Source organism: Enterobacter sp. TCD1-1 (assembly GCF_020567405.1).
In the GTDB taxonomy this organism is placed as follows: domain Bacteria; phylum Pseudomonadota; class Gammaproteobacteria; order Enterobacterales; family Enterobacteriaceae; genus Enterobacter; species Enterobacter quasiroggenkampii.
In genome coordinates, this window is sequence record NZ_JAJCXF010000001.1 from 2,570,365 (window position 1) to 2,587,005 (window position 16,641).

The window sequence follows — 16,641 nt, forward strand, 5'->3', positions numbered from 1 at the left end:
AATCGGCATGGAGTTTAACACGGAACCTGCAAGGAGAGAACCGGGCGGATCGTCCGCCCGGTTATAGGATCAGTGTGACGCTTTTTCGTTTTCGTCAGCGTCCAGCACCACCTCTTCCGGACGGATCACGGAGATCAGCTTGAAAATCAGGCTCAGGCCCACGCCGACGATGGTTGCCAGCGCCATGCCTTTCAGCTCGGCCGCGCCGATGTGCACCTTCGCGCCGCTCACGCCGATAATCAGGATCACCGATGTCAGGATCAGGTTCTGCGCCTTGCTGTAATCCACTTTAGATTCAATCAGCACGCGAATACCGGAGGCACCAATTACCCCGTACAGCAGCAGAGACACGCCGCCCATCACCGGAACCGGGATGATCTGAATCGCTGCCGCCAGCTTGCCGACGCAGGAGAGCAGAATGGCGATGATCGCCGCGCCGCCGATAACCCAGGTGCTGTAAACGCGGGTAATCGCCATCACGCCGATGTTTTCACCGTAGGTGGTGTTTGGCGTAGACCCAAAGAAACCGGAGATGATGGTGGAGAAACCGTTCGCAAACATGGAGCGGTGCAGGCCCGGATCGCGGATTAAATCGCGCTTAACGATGTTCGCCGTTACCACCAGGTGGCCGACGTGCTCCGCAATCACCACCAGCGCCGCAGGCAGAATGGTGAAGATCGCAAACCATTCGAAGCGCGGCGTGTAGAAGGTTGGCAGCGCGAACCAGTGCGCCTCGGCAATCGGGGTAGTATCCACTACGCCCATCACGAAGGAGAGCGCATAGCCCGCCAGCACGCCGATCAGGATCGGGATAATCGCCATAAAGCCGCGGAACAGCACGGAGCCAAACACCGTTACGCCCAGGGTCACCAGCGAGATGATAATGGTTTTGGAATCCGGTGACTGGCCGTCAGCAGGCAGCAGACCGGCCATATTCGCCGCCACGCCCGCCAGTTCGAGACCGATGACGGCCACGATGGCGCCCATCGCCGCAGGTGGGAACATCACGTCCAGCCAGCCGGTCCCGGCTTTCTTCACGATGAAGGAGACCAGGCAGAACAGCACGCCACACATGATAAAGCCGCCCAGCGCGACCTCATAACCCAGCGGCAGCAACAATAACACCGGAGAGATAAAGGCAAAGCTCGACCCGAGATACGCCGGGATTTTGCCTTTACAGATGAAGAGGTACAGCAGCGTACCGATGCCGTTGAACAGCAGCACGGTAGCCGGGTTAATGTGGAACAGGATTGGCACCAGCACGGTTGCGCCAAACATGGCGAACAGGTGCTGCAAACTAAGCGGGATAGTCTGTAAAAGCGGCGGTCTTTCACTCACCCCGATAGCACGGCGCGTCATAGTGTTTTCCTCTGAGTAGTATCGTTGTTGGTGTTTTATTCAAAAAAAAGCCGACTATCAAAGTCGGCTTATTTATCGTTATTCGATTATTTCGTACCAAAGATCTTATCGCCGGCATCGCCGAGCCCCGGGATGATGTACCCGTGCTCGTTCAGGCCCTGGTCGATAGAGGCGGTATACAGCTCAACGTCCGGGTGCGCTTTTTCCAGCGCCGCGATCCCTTCCGGTGCCGCAACCAGCACCAGCACTTTAATGCTGCTGCAGCCCGCTTTTTTCAGCAGGTCGATAGTGGCAATCATTGAACCGCCGGTTGCCAGCATCGGGTCAACCACCAGCGCCATACGCTCGTCGATGTTGGACACCAGCTTCTGGAAATAAGGAACTGGCTCGAGGGTTTCTTCGTTACGGTAGATCCCCACCACGCTGATGCGCGCGCTTGGCACGTGCTCCAGCACGCCTTCCATCATGCCGAGACCAGCACGCAGGATAGGCACGACGGTAATTTTCTTACCTTTGATCTGCTCAACCTGTACCGGACCGTTCCAGCCTTCGATGGTGACTTTTTCCGTTTCCAGATCAGAGGTCGCTTCGTAGGTCAGCAGGCTGCCGACTTCAGAGGCCAGTTCGCGAAAACGCTTCGTGCTGATGTCATGCTCACGCATCAGGCCCAACTTGTGTTTAACGAGTGGGTGTTTCACTTCCACAATCTTCATTCTCTTTCTCCTCTGAATGGCATCCGCAAAAAAATCGCGGGATTATACCGCTTTTTTCGGATTAGGCCATACCCATGTTGCTTGATGTACATCAATCAAAAACAAAAAAGCCAGAGGCTGGGCTCCGGCTTGGGTGCGGGGTTCTGCCGGGTGGCGCTAATGCTTACCCGGCCTACACATCCCGTAGGCCCGGTAAGTGCAGCGCCACCGGGCAATTATAGCTGCTCCCCGTTGCTCGCGATCACCTGCTTATACCAGTCGAACGACTTCTTCTTGCTGCGGTTCAACGTGCCGTTTCCTTCATTGTCTTTGTCGACAAAGATAAAGCCGTAGCGTTTTTTCATTTCACCGGTACCGGCAGACACCAGGTCGATACAGCCCCACGGGGTATAGCCCATCAGGTCTACGCCATCTTCCACCACCGCTTTTTTCATCTCGCGAATGTGGGCGGCCAGGTAGTCAATGCGGTACTGGTCGTTCACCGTGCCGTCGCTCTCCTGCACGTCGATTGCGCCAAAGCCGTTCTCAACGATAAACAGCGGCAGCTGGTAGTGATCCCAGAACCAGTTGAGGGAGTAGCGCAGCCCCACCGGGTCAATCTGCCAGCCCCAGTCGGATTTCTGCACGTACGGGTTGGAGACCAGGCTCTTGCTTTCGTCATAGTCCAGCTGCGGGTTGTCCGCCGTTGCCTTGGTGGCGAAGGACATATAATAGCTAAACCCGATGTAATCCACGCAGCCCTGCGTCAGCGCGGCTTTATCTTCTTCGGTGATATCCAGCGTGAAGCCGCGACGTTCGAAGTAGTTGAGCAGATGCTGCGGGTACTTGCCGCGCACGTGCACGTCGGTGAACCAGTAGCGGCGGTGCATGGCGTTCATCGCCATCATCATGTCGTCCGGCGCGCAGGTCAGCGGGTAGATTGGGCACATGGCAATCATGCAGCCGATCTGCAGGGACGGGTTAATCTCGCGCCCCGCCTTCACCGCCAGCGCGCTGGCCACCAGCTCATAGTGTGCGGCCTGGAACATCACCGGCTCACGGTCTTCGCCCGGCGCGTACTTCAGCCCGGAGTTGGTGAACGGCGCAAAGTCTTCATGGAAGTTGGCCTGGTTGTTGATCTCGTTAAAGGTCATCCAGTACTTCACTTTATGCTGATAGCGCTGGAAAACCACTTTTGCAAAACGAACGAAGAAGTCGATCAGCTTACGGTTGCGCCAGCCGCCGTATTCGGTGACCAGGTGGAAAGGCATCTCGAAGTGAGAGAGGGTAATAACCGGTTCGATACCGTACTTCAGGCACTCGTCGAACAGGTCGTCATAGAATTTTAGGCCAGCCTCGTTCGGCTCAAGCTCGTCCCCTTTCGGGAAAATGCGCGTCCAGGCGATAGAGGTGCGGAAGCATTTGAACCCCATCTCGGCAAAGAGTTTGATGTCTTCTTTATAGCGGTGGTAGAAATCGATGGCATCATGGTTAGGGTAATTTTTCCCCGGTAGCACGCCGTTGGTGATTTCACGCGGCACGCCGTGCGCGCCCGCAGTCATGACGTCGGCTACGCTTACGCCTTTACCCCCTTCTTTCCAGCCGCCTTCCAGCTGGTGCGCCGCAACCGCACCGCCCCACAGAAAATCTGCTTTAAATCCTGACATTCGCTTTCCCTCATTCTGCGTTATTTTCTGCAAAAACAATTACAGAAACCGGTTTCAGTTGAATGATGTGCAAAGCCGTTTCGGGTTGCAAGGAGAATACCGAAACCGGTTTCATTTTCGTGAACAGACGCAAGTTTGGGCGCACTGGCAGGCTGCGCGTAAAAAAAGATCCTCTCGCCGAGAATAGGCTCGCAAACGTTTGCCTGGACTGTTAGAATTGCGCCGATTTTTCTTACTAGCTATGCAATCGCGTGGGGATTTAAGCCGTGACCAACAAAACTTCTCTCAGCTACAAAGATGCCGGTGTTGATATTGACGCAGGTAATGCGCTGGTTGACCGAATCAAAGGTGTGGTGAAAAAAACCCGCCGCCCGGAAGTGATGGGTGGTCTGGGTGGATTCGGCGCACTGTGCGCGCTGCCGCAAAAATATCGTGAACCTGTTCTGGTCTCGGGAACTGACGGTGTAGGCACAAAACTGCGCCTGGCGATGGATTTAAAACGTCACGACACGATCGGTATCGATCTGGTCGCGATGTGCGTGAATGACCTGGTGGTTCAGGGCGCAGAGCCGCTGTTCTTCCTCGATTACTACGCGACCGGCAAACTGGACGTGGATACCGCGGCAAGCGTCATTAATGGTATCGCGGAAGGGTGCCTGCAGTCTGGCTGTGCGCTGGTCGGCGGTGAAACCGCGGAAATGCCGGGCATGTATCACGGCGAAGATTATGACGTCGCGGGCTTCTGCGTCGGCGTAGTAGAAAAATCAGAAATTATTGACGGCAGCAAAGTGGCGGATGGCGATGTGCTGATCGCGCTGGCCTCCAGTGGCCCGCACTCCAACGGCTACTCCCTGGTGCGTAAAATCCTCGAGGTGAGCGGTTGCGACCCAGAGACGACCGAGCTTGAAGGGAAACCGCTGGCTGACCATCTGCTGGCCCCAACCCGCATCTACGTGAAGAACGTGCTGGAACTGATCGAGAACGTCGACGTGCACGCCATTGCCCACCTGACCGGTGGTGGCTTCTGGGAAAACATCCCGCGCGTGCTGCCGGACAACACCCAGGCGGTGATCGACGAGTCCTCATGGCAGTGGCCAGCGGTCTTTAACTGGCTGCAGACCGCAGGCAACGTGAGCTCTCACGAAATGTACCGCACCTTTAACTGCGGCGTGGGCATGGTTATCGCCCTGCCGGCAAGCGAAGCGGATAAAGCGGTCAAGCTGCTGACCGAAAAAGGTGAAAACGCGTGGAAAATCGGTACGATTAAAGCCTCCGATTCCGAACAGCGTGTGGTCATTGAATGAAAAACATCGTGGTGCTCATTTCCGGCAACGGAAGTAATTTGCAGGCCATCATAGACGCCTGCAAGCAGAAGAAAATCAACGGCACCATTCGGGCAGTATTCAGCAACAAGGCCGACGCGTTCGGCCTTGAGCGCGCGCGGGAAGCGAACATACCCGCGCACGCGCTGGAAGCCAGCCAGTTCGCCGGGCGTGAAGCCTTTGACCGCGAGCTGGTTCAGGAGATTGATGCCTACGCGCCGGACGTCGTGGTGCTGGCGGGCTATATGCGCATTCTGAGCCCGGCCTTTGTCGCGCACTACGCCGGACGTTTGCTGAATATTCACCCTTCTCTTCTGCCGAAATATCCCGGCCTGCACACCCATCGTCAGGTTCTGGAAAACGGCGATGAGGAGCACGGCACCTCCGTGCATTTCGTTACCGACGAGCTGGATGGCGGTCCGGTGATCCTGCAGGCCAAAGTCCCGGTCTTTGAAGGCGACAGCGAAGAAGACGTGACCGAACGCGTGCAGACCCAGGAGCATGCCATTTACCCACTGGTGGTAAGCTGGTTTGTCGACGAGCGTCTTGAAATGCGCGACGGCGCAGCCTGGCTGGATGGCGTGAAGTTACCCCCACAGGGTCATGCTGCCGAAGAGTAGTCTCTTTGAATTGCCCGGCGGCGCTTCGCTTGCACGGGCCTACGATCCCGTAGGTCGTGATAAGCGCAGCGCCCCCCTCCCCCAACCCTCTAAATTCCCCAACAAAAAAAATAACTGTCATACTTTTCTGGCACTGTTGGACATATCGTGGAAATGCTCGCCATAATAAGGACGAGACGGATTTACCACGTCCTGTGATTGAACTGGAGTGTGAGCTGTAATGGGTCAGGAAAAGTTATATATCGAGAAAGAGCTAAGCTGGTTAGCATTTAACGAACGTGTACTCCAGGAAGCGGCTGACAAAAGTAACCCGCTGATCGAACGCATGCGTTTTTTGGGCATCTATTCCAACAACCTGGATGAGTTCTACAAGGTTCGCTTTGCCGAGCTGAAGAGACGCATCATCATCAGCGAAGAACAGGGCCTAAACTCGCACTCGCGGCACCTGCTGGGCAAAATCCAGTCCCGCGTGTTGAAAGCCGATCAGGAATTTGACGGCCTGTATAACGAACTGCTGCTGGAGATGGCGCGTAATCAAATCTTCCTGATTAACGAACGTCAGCTTTCCGTTAACCAACAAAACTGGCTGCGCCACTATTTTAAACAGTACCTGCGCCAGCACATTACCCCGATTCTCATCAACCGCGAAACCGATCTGGTGCAGTTCCTGAAAGATGACTACACCTATCTGGCCGTGGAAATTATCCGCGGTGAATCCATCCGTTACGCGCTGCTGGAGATCCCGTCCGACAAAGTGCCGCGCTTTGTGAACCTGCCGCCGGAAACCCCGCGCAGACGCAAGCCGATGATCCTGCTCGATAACATCCTGCGCTACTGTCTGGACGACATCTTCAAAGGCTTCTTCGATTACGATGCCTTAAACGCCTACTCGATGAAGATGACCCGTGACGCCGAATATGACCTGGTGCACGAGATGGAAGCCAGCCTGATGGAGCTGATGTCCTCCAGCCTGAAACAGCGCCTGACGGCCGAGCCGGTGCGCTTTGTTTATCAGCGCGATATGCCGGACGCCATGGTGGAGATGCTGCGCGAGAAGCTGACCATTTCGCGCTATGACTCCATCGTGCCGGGTGGCCGTTACCACAACTTTAAAGACTTTATCGGTTTCCCGAACGTCGGCAAAGCCAATCTGGTGAACAAGCCGCTGCCGCGCCTGCGCCATCTCTGGTTCGATAAATTCCGCAACGGTTTTGACGCCATCCGCGAACGCGATGTCCTGCTCTACTATCCGTATCACACCTTTGAACACGTGCTGGAACTGCTGCGTCAGGCCTCGTTCGACCCGAGCGTGCTGGCGATCAAAATTAACATCTACCGCGTGGCAAAAGATTCCCGCATCATCGATGCGATGATCCACGCGGCGCACAACGCCAAAAAAGTGACCGTGGTGGTGGAGCTGCAGGCGCGCTTCGACGAAGAGGCGAACATTCACTGGGCGCGTCGTCTGACGGAAGCCGGTGTACACGTCATCTTCTCCGCGCCGGGGCTGAAAATTCACGCCAAGCTGTTCCTGATCTCCCGTAAAGAGGGCGACGAGGTGGTGCGCTACGCCCACATCGGTACCGGGAACTTTAACGAGAAAACGGCGCGAATCTATACCGACTACTCGCTGCTGACCGCCGATGCCCGCATCACCAACGAGGTGCGCCGGGTCTTTAACTTTATTGAGAACCCGTACCGTCCGGTAAGCTTCGACTATCTGCTGGTCTCGCCGCAGAACTCGCGCCGTCTGTTGTACGATATGATCGATAAAGAGATCGCCAATGCCCAGAAAGGGCTGTCGTCCGGCATCACGCTGAAGCTCAACAACCTGGTGGACAAAGGGCTGGTAGACAGGCTGTACGCCGCGTCCAGCTCCGGCGTACCGGTTAACCTGCTGATCCGCGGCATGTGCTCGCTGATCCCGGAACTGGAAGGCATCAGCGACAATATTCGCGTGATCAGCATTGTTGACCGCTACCTGGAACACGATCGGGTCTATATTTTCGATAATGCGGGTGATAAACAGGTCTATCTCTCTTCGGCAGACTGGATGACGCGCAATATTGACTACCGAATTGAAGTCGCGGCACCGCTGCTGGATCCGCGCCTGAAGCAGCAGATCCTCGACATCATCGAGATTCTGTTCAGCGATACCGTGAAAGCACGCTATATCGACAAAGAACTCAGTAACCGCTATGTACCGCGCGGCAACCGCCGCAAAGTGCGGTCGCAACTGGCGATTTACGACTATATCAAATCACTCGAGCAACCCGATTAACCTATGCCGATAAATGATAAGACCCCACGCCCGCAGGAATTCGCCGCGGTCGATCTAGGCTCTAACAGTTTCCATATGGTCATCGCCCGTGAGGTGGATGGCGCGCTGCAGATCATCGGTCGTCTGAAGCAGCGCGTGCACCTGGCGGATGGCCTTGATGAACGCAGCATGCTCAGCGAAGAGGCAATGGAGCGTGGGTTAAACTGCCTGTCGCTGTTTGCTGAACGCCTGCAGGGCTTCTCGCCCTCCAGCGTCTGCATCGTGGGCACCCACACCCTGCGCCAGGCGCTGAACGCGCCAGAGTTTCTCAAGCGGGCCGAAAAAGTGATCCCCTACCCGATTGAGATCATCTCCGGTAACGAGGAAGCGCGTCTGATTTTCATGGGCGTCGAACACACCCAGCCGGAAAAAGGGCGCAAGCTGGTGATCGACATCGGCGGCGGTTCTACGGAGCTGGTGATCGGCGAAGACTTTGAGCCTCGCCTGGTGGAAAGCCGCCGTATGGGCTGCGTCAGCTTCGCGCAGATGTATTTCCCGGGCGGCACCATCACCCGCGAGAACTTCCAGCGTGCGCGTATGGCAGCTGTCCAGAAACTGGAAAACCTGGCCTGGCAGTACCGTATTCAGGGCTGGAACGTGGCGCTGGGCGCGTCAGGCACCATCAAAGCGGCGCATGAGGTGCTGCTGGCAATGGGTGAAAAAGACGGGTTCATCACGCCCGAACGCCTGACGCTGCTGACCGACGAAGTGCTGAAGCATAAAAGTTTTGACGCCTTAAGCCTGCCAGGTCTTTCCGACGAGCGTAAGGCGGTCTTCGTGCCGGGGCTGGCCATCCTTTGCGGCGTGTTTGACGCTCTCGCCATTAAAGAGTTGCGCCTTTCCGACGGCGCGCTGCGCGAAGGCGTGCTGTACGAAATGGAAGGCCGTTTCCGCCATCAGGATATTCGCAGCCGCACCGCACAAAGCCTGGCTAACCAGTACAACATCGACCGCGAGCAGGCGAAGCGCGTGCTGGACACCACGGTGCAGATGTACGAGCAGTGGGAAGAGCAGAATCCGAAGCTCGCGCACCCGCAGCTTGCCGCGCTGTTAAAATGGGCCGCGATGCTCCATGAGGTGGGGCTGAACATCAACCATAGCGGGATGCACCGCCATTCGGCCTATATTCTGCAAAACAGCGATCTGCCTGGCTTCAACCAGGAGCAGCAAACCATGATGGCGACCCTGGTGCGGTATCACCGCAAAGCCATCAAGCTCGACGACCTGCCGCGCTTCACGCTGTTCAAGAAAAAGCAGTTCCTGCCGCTCATTCAGCTGCTGCGTCTTGGCGTGCTACTTAATAACCAGCGTCAGGCGACCACCACGCCGCCCACGCTGAAGCTTAAAACCGACGACCATCACTGGACGCTGAGCTTCCCGCACGACTGGTTCAGCCAGAATGCGCTGGTCCTGCTGGACCTGGAAAAAGAGCAACAGTACTGGGAAGCGGTCACCGGCTGGCTGCTCAAAATTGAAGAAGAGAGCGCTGACGTCGCCGCGTAACGGTTCAGGCGTCCGCGCAGGACGCCTCTGTTTCCAGCAGTGACTCAAGCGGCGCTGGCCTGCCAATCAGATAGCCCTGCACATAATCGATGCCTAGCGCGTGAACCGCGCTACGTATCTCCTCGGTCTCGACATACTCTGCCACCACCAGCATCTTCTTCATGCGCGCCAGATGGCAGATAGACGCCACGATCTGATAATCCAGGCTGTTGTTGACGATATTGCGGATAAAGCTGCCGTCGATCTTGAGAATGTCGGCATCCACGCTTTTCAGCCGCGCATAGCTTGCATAGCCGGTCCCGAAATCATCAATCGCAATGCGTACCCCCATTTTCTGCAGCTGCTGGAGGATGTGTAGCGCCTGCTCCCCGCTGCCGAAAGTGCTGCACTCCGTCACCTCAAAAATCAGCTGCCACGGCTCAATGGCGTATTTCGCCAGCAGGCGACTCACCTCAAGCGGGAACGGCACCCGGCATACGGTTGAGGGGGCCAGATTAATGGCAAAACGCTGGCCGGGCAGGCTCTCGCGATGCGCGGCCAGGAAGCGCAGCGTATGCTCAAGCACCCACAGGTCCACCCGGGAGGACAAACCAAACTCCTGCGCGACAGGCAGGAACTGGTCGGGAGAGATCAATAGCCCGTTTGTATCCGGCATCCGCAGCAGGACTTCGTGATAGCGATCGCCACGCAGGCCGCGAACGGGTTGAACCAGCAGGGTGAATTCGTCGTTATCGAGCGCCTTTTGCAGGCGGCTCATCATCGCGACTTTATCCTTCAGGCTGCGCTGCAAATGGACGGCACCACGCTGCTGAAGATTTTCCGGATGGTTTGAGGAGAGTGACAGATCGGCCACCACCCCCAGCTCACCCAGCACCAGATAAAGATGGTTAACTGGGGACCGGACATAGCAGTAGCTTACGCCCACCTGCGGCTGCAGCGGCATGCCGTCCCAGACAAAGCGGAACTGCTTGATATGCTCGTCCAGGGTTTCAATTCGCTGCTGGTGCGATTCCGCGTTGAGCCGCACCGCCATGTCATACCCGGTGAGGTGATACACCTGCTCGTTGGGCTGGAGGGTACCGTTTACCCACTGCGCCAGCTGCTGTTTGTACAAAATACGCAGCAGCACGCCGTAATTTCGGCCCAGAATTTCCAGCTCCGGAATGCGCAGCAGGCAGAGCGCCGACCACGGATTCTTCGCCAGATCGCGCGACAGCGCCCGCAGGTTAGGCATATGGACGACCGGGTCGAGCAGCGCCAGTCTGCGGGAGCGTTTATTCACGGCGCGCTGGCGAGTCGCCAGCATCGACATATAAATCACCACAAACGAGAAGACCAGGTAACTGGACGAGGTGATCGCCAGCTGAATGTCATACCCCTGGTTCAGCGGGATATAGTGATAATAGTAGTGAATAGACACCAGCAGCACCGGCGTCCAGATCAGCGATATCAGCTTATAGCCGAAACGCATCGCGCCCCAGAGCATCACCGGCATCAGCAGCGACAGGGTATAGTTTGTGGTGAATATGGAGCTGTTTTCATTCATCGGGAGCAGCAGCAGCGTAAGCAGCCCACCTAGCGTAATCGCCCACAGCACAAACTCAGCGACCGTCACCTTTTTGTCTATCTGGGCACGGATCTGCGAGAAAAGACTTTTGATATAGCGCGGATGGCGAATCAGGCGGATCAGCAGATAGCTCAGCGGCACGCCCGTCAGCCCGCTGACCAGCAGCGCCTGGTAGTTGATGAGCGTACGAATGTTAAGAGGGTTTAATCCCGCAAGGCTCTGGCGGCTCTCATACACGCCCAGATACACGGCAAACTGAAACAGCACCAGAAACAGCGTCGCGGGGCAGAAGGCCTGCCAGAAGATGCGCTGCGCCATCAAGCGGATGTCGCCGTACGCCGTCATATTGCGTCTGGGCGCAAACACCCGGTAGCCGCCCCAGCTGAGCACTAAAGGGACGATAAAATGGAGCACACCGGCAACCGTTTCAAACATCCCGACCGACGGGTAATAGCGGATAAACAGGGATAATACGATCCCGGGCAGCGCTTCCAGGCCAAAGAACATCATCAGCGAAAGCAAAAATGAGAGCGGTAAATAATAGAGTGCCACAATGCCGTCGCCCAGCTGCGTAAACGTATTCGCAACGCTCAGCGCGGGAAGTAAAACCACAGGTAAAATAAGCGGCAATGCCCACCAGCGGTTTGCATTGTTTTTCAGGAAAGCGAGAATAGTCATAGATGCCCGGTTAAACCCCTATCGCTCCAGAGGGAAATAAAGACAGGCATCCAACCTGACGTACGCGCCGCCCGGCAGCATGTCGGGCGAACAGTGTGGAGGAAGGATTTTAAATATCAGGGCCGGGAATCCGTTGACATAAATCAAACTACTTTACGCAAATAACATTTTGTGGCGTTTTTTCGACATCTTTTTCTTCATATTATCAATATGGTAAATGCGTTGATTAATTTCAATAACATTAATTAATGTAAACATTGACGGTTATTTACACATCACAGAATTGACCCCATCTTCCCGCTGTGCCTTAATATCCTTATCGCCCGGAAGGGCTTATCCAGGAAAAACAGAGTGAGTCAGGTCACGCGTATGCGCAAACGACATCGATTTAACACCCGAATGACCCGCATCATACTGCTCATCAGCTTCCTGTTTTTCTTTGGCCGCTTCGTTTACTCTTCGATTGGCGCCTGGTACCACCATCAGGATAAAACCCAGTCGCAGCAATCCAGCCTGACCGTCGACACCGCTGACCGCTAACCCGCCGAAGGCTGTTGCACGAGCCGAATAAGGGCCGCGATCCCTTTGCTGAGGATTTTATCCTGCCGCATGACTACCGCCAGCTGCCGCTGCAGCATGGGCATCAGCGACATCACCCATAGCCCTTCGCGATCGACCTCCTGTTCCACCGCCATGCGCGGCACGATGCTGTAGCCCAGCCCTGCGCGAACCATCCGTTTGATCGCCTCGATGCTGCCAAGCTGCATCACCGGCGCGATAGCTAAACCCTGGGCGGCAAACCAGCCGTCGATCAGCGCCCGGGTCCCACTGCCTGATTCAAAGGCTATCAGCGGATGAGTGTGCAGCGCGGCTGGGGTGAAGTCCCTGAATGCAGCCAGCTGTTCCCTTGAGGCGATAAAGACAAACTCTTCGTCCATCACCGGCATCACGTCCAGCGCTCTGCCACTCACCGGCAGCGTGACCAGCCCCATATCGAGACGGTTCTCTTCGATAGCTCTGACGATGTCGAGGGTGTTGCCCGTCGTCACCCCCACGCTCAGGAGCGGATAGTCGCGGCGTAGCTCCTCCAGCAGCGGCGGCAGAAGATGGATGCAGGCCGTTGCGCCCGTGCCAAGCGTAATGGTGCCGCTTACGTCGTGGCTAAACGCATTCACGGCCCGGATGGCGTCATCCACCACCTGCTGAATACGCTCCCCGTGCGCCAGCAAGGTTTCTCCGGCAGCCGTCGCCTTAATCCCTCGCCCGGTACGCTCCACCAGCCGCGTTTGCAGAAACTGCTCCAGCTGGCGTATTTGCAGGCTGACGGCGGGCTGGGAGAGGCCCAGCACGTCCGCTGCCGCTGAAAAACTGCCGCGCTGGATCACCAGACGGAAGGTGGCGAGATAGCCCAGATTAAGCGTCGTCATTCAAAGTTTCTCTTATACCGCGCATAAGGTTGCGGCCCTGCCAGCACAATACCGCGCCCGTTATGCTCAGGACAACTGCATAGCGGAATGAAAACTCATGGAAACACCTGCCCTGCCACACCGCCTCGCCCTCACGGCCGGGTGCAATCAGCTCATCAACTGGGGGATCTCGTTTTATATGCCCGGCACCTTTGCGCTGGCCATTTCAGCCGACCGGGGATGGTCATCACCGCAGATTTACCTCGGCCTGACGCTGGCGATGCTGGTGATGGCGGCGGTTTCCCCTTTTGTCGCCCGCCTGCTGGCACGCTTAGGCGGTCAAAAGGTGGTGATGGGCGGAACGCTGCTGATCGCCGCAAGCTGCGCCTGTATGGCGTATACCCGGACGCTTTATGGCTGGTACGGCGCCTGGCTGATCACGGGCGTGGGAATGCGCCTGTCGCTGTACGATGCGCTCTTCGCCGCGCTGGTCAACATCTACGGACAGCAGGCGCGAAGAACAATCTCGCGCGTCACGCTGGCGGGCGGGCTGGCCTCCGTCGTCTTCTGGCCGCTGGGCGATGCGCTGCTTCACGTGATGCGCTGGCAGGACGCATTACGCATTTATGCCCTGCTTGGCCTGCTGAGCGCGCTGCTGATCCGCAGGCTTCCCCGGCAGCGGCTGACGGTGACGACGAAAATCGCCGCACCGCCGCTAAACAACGAGCGCCGAAACGGCTGGCTTTATGCCGCCTTCATTGCCCTCATCACCTTTGTCTCTAACGGCACCTCCACCCATCTGCCGGAGTTTATTGCCCACTACGGTCTGCCGGTCGCTATCGGCATGCTGTGGGGAATCGGCCAGACGGGCGCGCGCTCGCTGGAGGTGCTGGCGGGGGCTCGCTTAACGCCCTTCACGTTAACGCTTTTTACCGCTCTCGCCATGCCGCTCTGTTTTCTTGTTGGGTTGAGCAGCCCCCTGTATGTCTGGTGTGCGGCCGGTTTTGTGCTGGGCTATGGCGCCATCAACGGGCTGGTTACCCTAGTCAAAGCCACCCTGCCGCTGGAACTGTTTAGCGCGGAAAGCTATGCCCGCCGCACGGGCATGCTGCTTATCCCCGGTCAGCTTATGACTGCAGCCTCACCGTATGCCTATGCGTGGCTAAATAAAACGCTGGGGATCGCGGGTGCAATGGGGGTATCGACGGGCCTGACGCTGCTGATTGCCGGGCTGGCGATAGCCATTGTGCGCCGTCCCGGGAGGCAAACTGTATCGCACTGTATCCCGCGGGCCACGGTGACAAACGGGTACAAAACGCCCCCTCCGGCAAATATCTCCGATACATAAAAATGGTTTTCTTTCCCTGTCGCCATTGAGAACTGATGAGGAGAGAGAGCAATGATTCGTCGCTACGTACTTTTCCCCCTGCTTGTCCTAACATCCGTCGCAGGTGCCCAGGCCACACCTCTGTACAATCTGAGCGCCGCGGACGTTAACGGCCCCGCCGCCGTTGCCCCGCTGGCGCAGCCGCAGCCGCCTGCAAAACTGATCGTCGATCCGCCGCTTGCCGGGCCGCTGAGCAAAGGCGCGGTGTTTATCCAGTACCGCGCCGAAAACCTTCGCATCGAGCCAGTATTCGGGCCCGACGCGCTCAAGGTCACCCCGCGAATCGGGCACATTCACGTGGTGGTGGATGACGCGCCGTGGCACTGGGCTGACACCAGCGGAGAGCCGGTGATCCTGGTGGGGCTGCCCGCCGGTAAACACAAGGTGACAATAATTCTGGCCGACCCGACGCACAAGCCGCTCGACCACAAAACCGTTGAATTCACCGTCCCGCCCCACGCGGCGGTCCACCATTTTTAAGGAGTCTGAAGATGAAAGCACTGTCTGTAGTCACGGCAGGCCTGCTGGCGCTTTCCGCCAGCGCCTTTGCGCAGAGTAAAACCAGCGTCGTGCTGGTCCACGGCGCGTTTGCCGACGGCAGCAGCTGGAATAAGGTCATTACCCTGTTGCAGAAACAGCACGCAGAGGTCATTGCCGTCCAGCTGCCGCTCACGTCGCTAAAAGATGACGTTGCCGCCACAAAGCGGGCCATCGCCCGCGCGCAGGGTGACGTAGTGCTGGTGGGTCACTCCTGGGGCGGCACCGTCATTAGCGAGGCGGGTAACGATGCGCGGGTAAAATCGCTGGTGTATGTGGCGGCTTTCGCGCCGGACTCTGGCCAGTCGACGGCGGACCTGGCAGGAAGCTACCCTGCACCGCCGGGCAGCGCGGGCATTGCCAAAACGGCGGACGGCTATTTATATCTGCCAACGGACGCCGTCAGGAAGGATTTCGCGCCGGATGTGAAACCGGGTGAACAACAGACCATTGCAGCCACGCAGGGGCCAATTAAGGCCGAGGCGTTTGGTGAAAAGGTCGCCCACGCGGCGTGGCATGACAAACCGAGCTGGTTTGTGGTCAGCAAAAATGACCGAATGATCAACCCCGATCTTGAACGTGCGATGGCGAAGACGATCCACGCGAAAACCACCGAGGTGGCGGCGAGCCACGTGTCGATGGTGAGCCAGCCGCAGATCGTTGCCCGGACGATTGAGCAGGCGATTGACGCAGAGTAATTTTTTGCGAATTGTAGGCCGGGTAAGCGCAGCGCCACCCGGCAAAAAACAGCCTCAGCGCCCGCCATCCGCGGGATAATCCCGATTAATCCACGCGTGGTCCTCTTCCCAGGTGAACATCCACTTGCGCACCGGCCCCGCCATCACGTTGAGATAATAGCTGTCATACCCGGCCATCGTCGCCACCGGGTGGTAGCCCTTCGGCACCATGACCACATCACGGTTGTAGACCGCCATGCACTCATCCAGCGCTCTGTCGTCGGTGTAAACCCGCTGCATGCAGAACCCCTGCTCCGGGTTGAGGCGATGGTAGTAGGTCTCCTCCAGATACGTCTCCTGGGGCGGGTTATCCGTGTCGTGCTTGTGGCTCGGGTACGAGCTGGTGCAGCCCTCGTTGGTCCACACCTCCACCACCAGCAGGCTGTCGGCGGGCTTGTCTTCCGGCAGAATGTTGTGCACGTAGCGCTGGTTGTGGCCCTTGCCGCGCGCCTCAGCGTCGATATCCTGCGGCGCAATCAGCCGGGTCGGACAGGTGCCCTTGCCCGGCGCAGCGCAGACCGCCAGCTCCAGCGTCGTCAGCGCCTTCACCTGCACCGTCTCCTGCGGAGTGATGTACACCGCCCACGGCTTGATGCGCTCGAACGGGCTCATCCGCTCGCCGATGTCGTTAAACTGCGCGGAAGGCGTACTGAGGGAGGCGCGTCCTGCCACCAGCACCAGGCAGCGCTCTTCGCGGACGGCGGGCAGCGTCAGCGTCTGCCCCTCCTGTAGCTCATACGCCTCAAAGCCGACGTACCCCCACCCTGCGCTTTCCGGCGTGACGGACTGGGTGCGTCCCTCCGCGTTCGGCTGTTGCCAGCGTGATAACAGACGTGACATGTCACC

General features: G+C 57.6%; 14 protein-coding genes. 8 read left to right on the forward strand and 6 right to left on the reverse strand.

Features of this window, described 5'->3' with window-relative positions:
* Positions 1 to 69: 69 nt before the first annotated feature.
* The 3 genes from uraA to LJA86_RS12270 form a co-directional block, all read right to left on the reverse strand.
* On the reverse strand, positions 70 to 1,359 hold the full coding sequence (uraA, locus tag LJA86_RS12260; RefSeq protein WP_032675304.1) for a uracil permease: 1,290 nt from the start codon (positions 1,357 to 1,359) through the stop codon (positions 70 to 72).
* An 86-nt stretch (positions 1,360 to 1,445) separates the two neighbouring features.
* The gene (gene upp / locus LJA86_RS12265; protein WP_008501641.1) at positions 1,446 to 2,072 is read right to left on the reverse strand and encodes a uracil phosphoribosyltransferase; all 627 of its coding nucleotides are present in this window, start codon (positions 2,070 to 2,072) and stop codon (positions 1,446 to 1,448) included.
* A gap of 215 nt (positions 2,073 to 2,287) precedes the next feature.
* Positions 2,288 to 3,718, reverse strand: a complete 1,431-nt coding sequence (locus LJA86_RS12270; protein ID WP_229226223.1) for a 6-phospho-beta-glucosidase — start codon at positions 3,716 to 3,718, stop codon at positions 2,288 to 2,290.
* 266 nt (positions 3,719 to 3,984) lie between these two features.
* Here LJA86_RS12270 and purM point away from each other — a divergent pair, with 266 nt between their 5' ends.
* The 4 genes from purM to ppx all read left to right on the forward strand — a co-directional run bounded on the left by purM (position 3,985) and on the right by ppx (position 9,483).
* The gene (gene purM, locus LJA86_RS12275) at positions 3,985 to 5,022 is read left to right on the forward strand and encodes a phosphoribosylformylglycinamidine cyclo-ligase (protein ID WP_063622239.1); all 1,038 of its coding nucleotides are present in this window, start codon (positions 3,985 to 3,987) and stop codon (positions 5,020 to 5,022) included.
* Complete coding sequence (gene purN, locus LJA86_RS12280; RefSeq protein WP_229226224.1) at positions 5,019 to 5,660, forward strand: phosphoribosylglycinamide formyltransferase; 642 nt, start codon at positions 5,019 to 5,021, stop codon at positions 5,658 to 5,660. The genes purM and purN overlap by 4 nt, the downstream gene beginning before the upstream one ends.
* A gap of 220 nt (positions 5,661 to 5,880) precedes the next feature.
* Positions 5,881 to 7,941, forward strand: coding sequence for a polyphosphate kinase 1 (gene ppk1, locus LJA86_RS12285; protein WP_048029611.1), 2,061 nt, complete (start codon positions 5,881 to 5,883; stop codon positions 7,939 to 7,941).
* A gap of 3 nt (positions 7,942 to 7,944) precedes the next feature.
* Complete coding sequence (gene ppx / locus LJA86_RS12290) at positions 7,945 to 9,483, forward strand: exopolyphosphatase (protein ID WP_008501646.1); 1,539 nt, start codon at positions 7,945 to 7,947, stop codon at positions 9,481 to 9,483.
* A gap of 4 nt (positions 9,484 to 9,487) precedes the next feature.
* On the opposite strand, the gene LJA86_RS12295 is transcribed toward ppx, so the two are convergent.
* Entirely contained in the window at positions 9,488 to 11,728 is a 2,241-nt protein-coding gene (locus LJA86_RS12295) for an EAL domain-containing protein (RefSeq protein ID WP_196365161.1), read from the reverse strand.
* Between the two features lie 351 nt (positions 11,729 to 12,079).
* Here LJA86_RS12295 and LJA86_RS12300 point away from each other — a divergent pair, with 351 nt between their 5' ends.
* Positions 12,080 to 12,268: a YfgG family protein gene (locus tag LJA86_RS12300; RefSeq protein WP_021241815.1), complete on the forward strand. Its 189-nt coding sequence runs from the start codon at positions 12,080 to 12,082 to the stop codon at positions 12,266 to 12,268.
* Here the strand turns inward: LJA86_RS12300 and LJA86_RS12305 are convergent.
* A complete protein-coding gene (locus LJA86_RS12305; protein ID WP_229226225.1) occupies positions 12,265 to 13,155 on the reverse strand; it encodes a LysR family transcriptional regulator in 891 nt (296 codons plus the stop codon). The genes LJA86_RS12300 and LJA86_RS12305 overlap by 4 nt on opposite strands.
* Before the next feature lie 97 nt (positions 13,156 to 13,252).
* Here LJA86_RS12305 and LJA86_RS12310 point away from each other — a divergent pair, with 97 nt between their 5' ends.
* Genes LJA86_RS12310 through LJA86_RS12320 form a run of 3 tightly spaced genes read left to right on the forward strand, consistent with a single transcriptional unit; the run spans position 13,253 to position 15,756 of the window.
* Complete coding sequence (locus LJA86_RS12310) at positions 13,253 to 14,482, forward strand: MFS transporter (protein WP_229226226.1); 1,230 nt, start codon at positions 13,253 to 13,255, stop codon at positions 14,480 to 14,482.
* Between the two features lie 51 nt (positions 14,483 to 14,533).
* Positions 14,534 to 15,001 carry a DUF6130 family protein gene (locus LJA86_RS12315; protein WP_229226227.1) on the forward strand — a complete coding sequence of 156 codons (468 nt, stop codon included), beginning with the start codon at positions 14,534 to 14,536 and terminating at the stop codon, positions 14,999 to 15,001.
* Between the two features lie 11 nt (positions 15,002 to 15,012).
* The gene (locus LJA86_RS12320) at positions 15,013 to 15,756 is read left to right on the forward strand and encodes an alpha/beta fold hydrolase (RefSeq protein WP_229226228.1); all 744 of its coding nucleotides are present in this window, start codon (positions 15,013 to 15,015) and stop codon (positions 15,754 to 15,756) included.
* A gap of 54 nt (positions 15,757 to 15,810) precedes the next feature.
* Here the strand turns inward: LJA86_RS12320 and iolB are convergent, their stop codons facing one another.
* Positions 15,811 to 16,635, reverse strand: coding sequence for a 5-deoxy-glucuronate isomerase (iolB, locus tag LJA86_RS12325; RefSeq protein WP_229226229.1), 825 nt, complete (start codon positions 16,633 to 16,635; stop codon positions 15,811 to 15,813).
* Positions 16,636 to 16,641 lie beyond the last annotated feature (6 nt).

Bases quoted from the DNA above. Each gene is read 5' to 3' on its own strand.
- uraA (WP_032675304.1), bottom strand. From the start codon at position 1,359: ATGACGCGCCGTGCTATCGGGGTGAGTGAAAGACCGCCGCTTTTACAG.
- upp (WP_008501641.1), bottom strand. From the start codon at position 2,072: ATGAAGATTGTGGAAGTGAAACACCCACTCGTTAAACACAAGTTGGGC.
- LJA86_RS12270 (WP_229226223.1), bottom strand. From the start codon at position 3,718: ATGTCAGGATTTAAAGCAGATTTTCTGTGGGGCGGTGCGGTTGCGGCG.
- purN (WP_229226224.1), top strand. From the start codon at position 5,019: ATGAAAAACATCGTGGTGCTCATTTCCGGCAACGGAAGTAATTTGCAG.
- ppk1 (WP_048029611.1), top strand. From the start codon at position 5,881: ATGGGTCAGGAAAAGTTATATATCGAGAAAGAGCTAAGCTGGTTAGCA.
- ppx (WP_008501646.1), top strand. From the start codon at position 7,945: ATGCCGATAAATGATAAGACCCCACGCCCGCAGGAATTCGCCGCGGTC.
- LJA86_RS12295 (WP_196365161.1), bottom strand. From the start codon at position 11,728: ATGACTATTCTCGCTTTCCTGAAAAACAATGCAAACCGCTGGTGGGCA.
- LJA86_RS12305 (WP_229226225.1), bottom strand. From the start codon at position 13,155: ATGACGACGCTTAATCTGGGCTATCTCGCCACCTTCCGTCTGGTGATC.
- LJA86_RS12310 (WP_229226226.1), top strand. From the start codon at position 13,253: ATGGAAACACCTGCCCTGCCACACCGCCTCGCCCTCACGGCCGGGTGC.
- LJA86_RS12315 (WP_229226227.1), top strand. From the start codon at position 14,534: ATGATTCGTCGCTACGTACTTTTCCCCCTGCTTGTCCTAACATCCGTC.
- LJA86_RS12320 (WP_229226228.1), top strand. From the start codon at position 15,013: ATGAAAGCACTGTCTGTAGTCACGGCAGGCCTGCTGGCGCTTTCCGCC.
- iolB (WP_229226229.1), bottom strand. From the start codon at position 16,635: ATGTCACGTCTGTTATCACGCTGGCAACAGCCGAACGCGGAGGGACGC.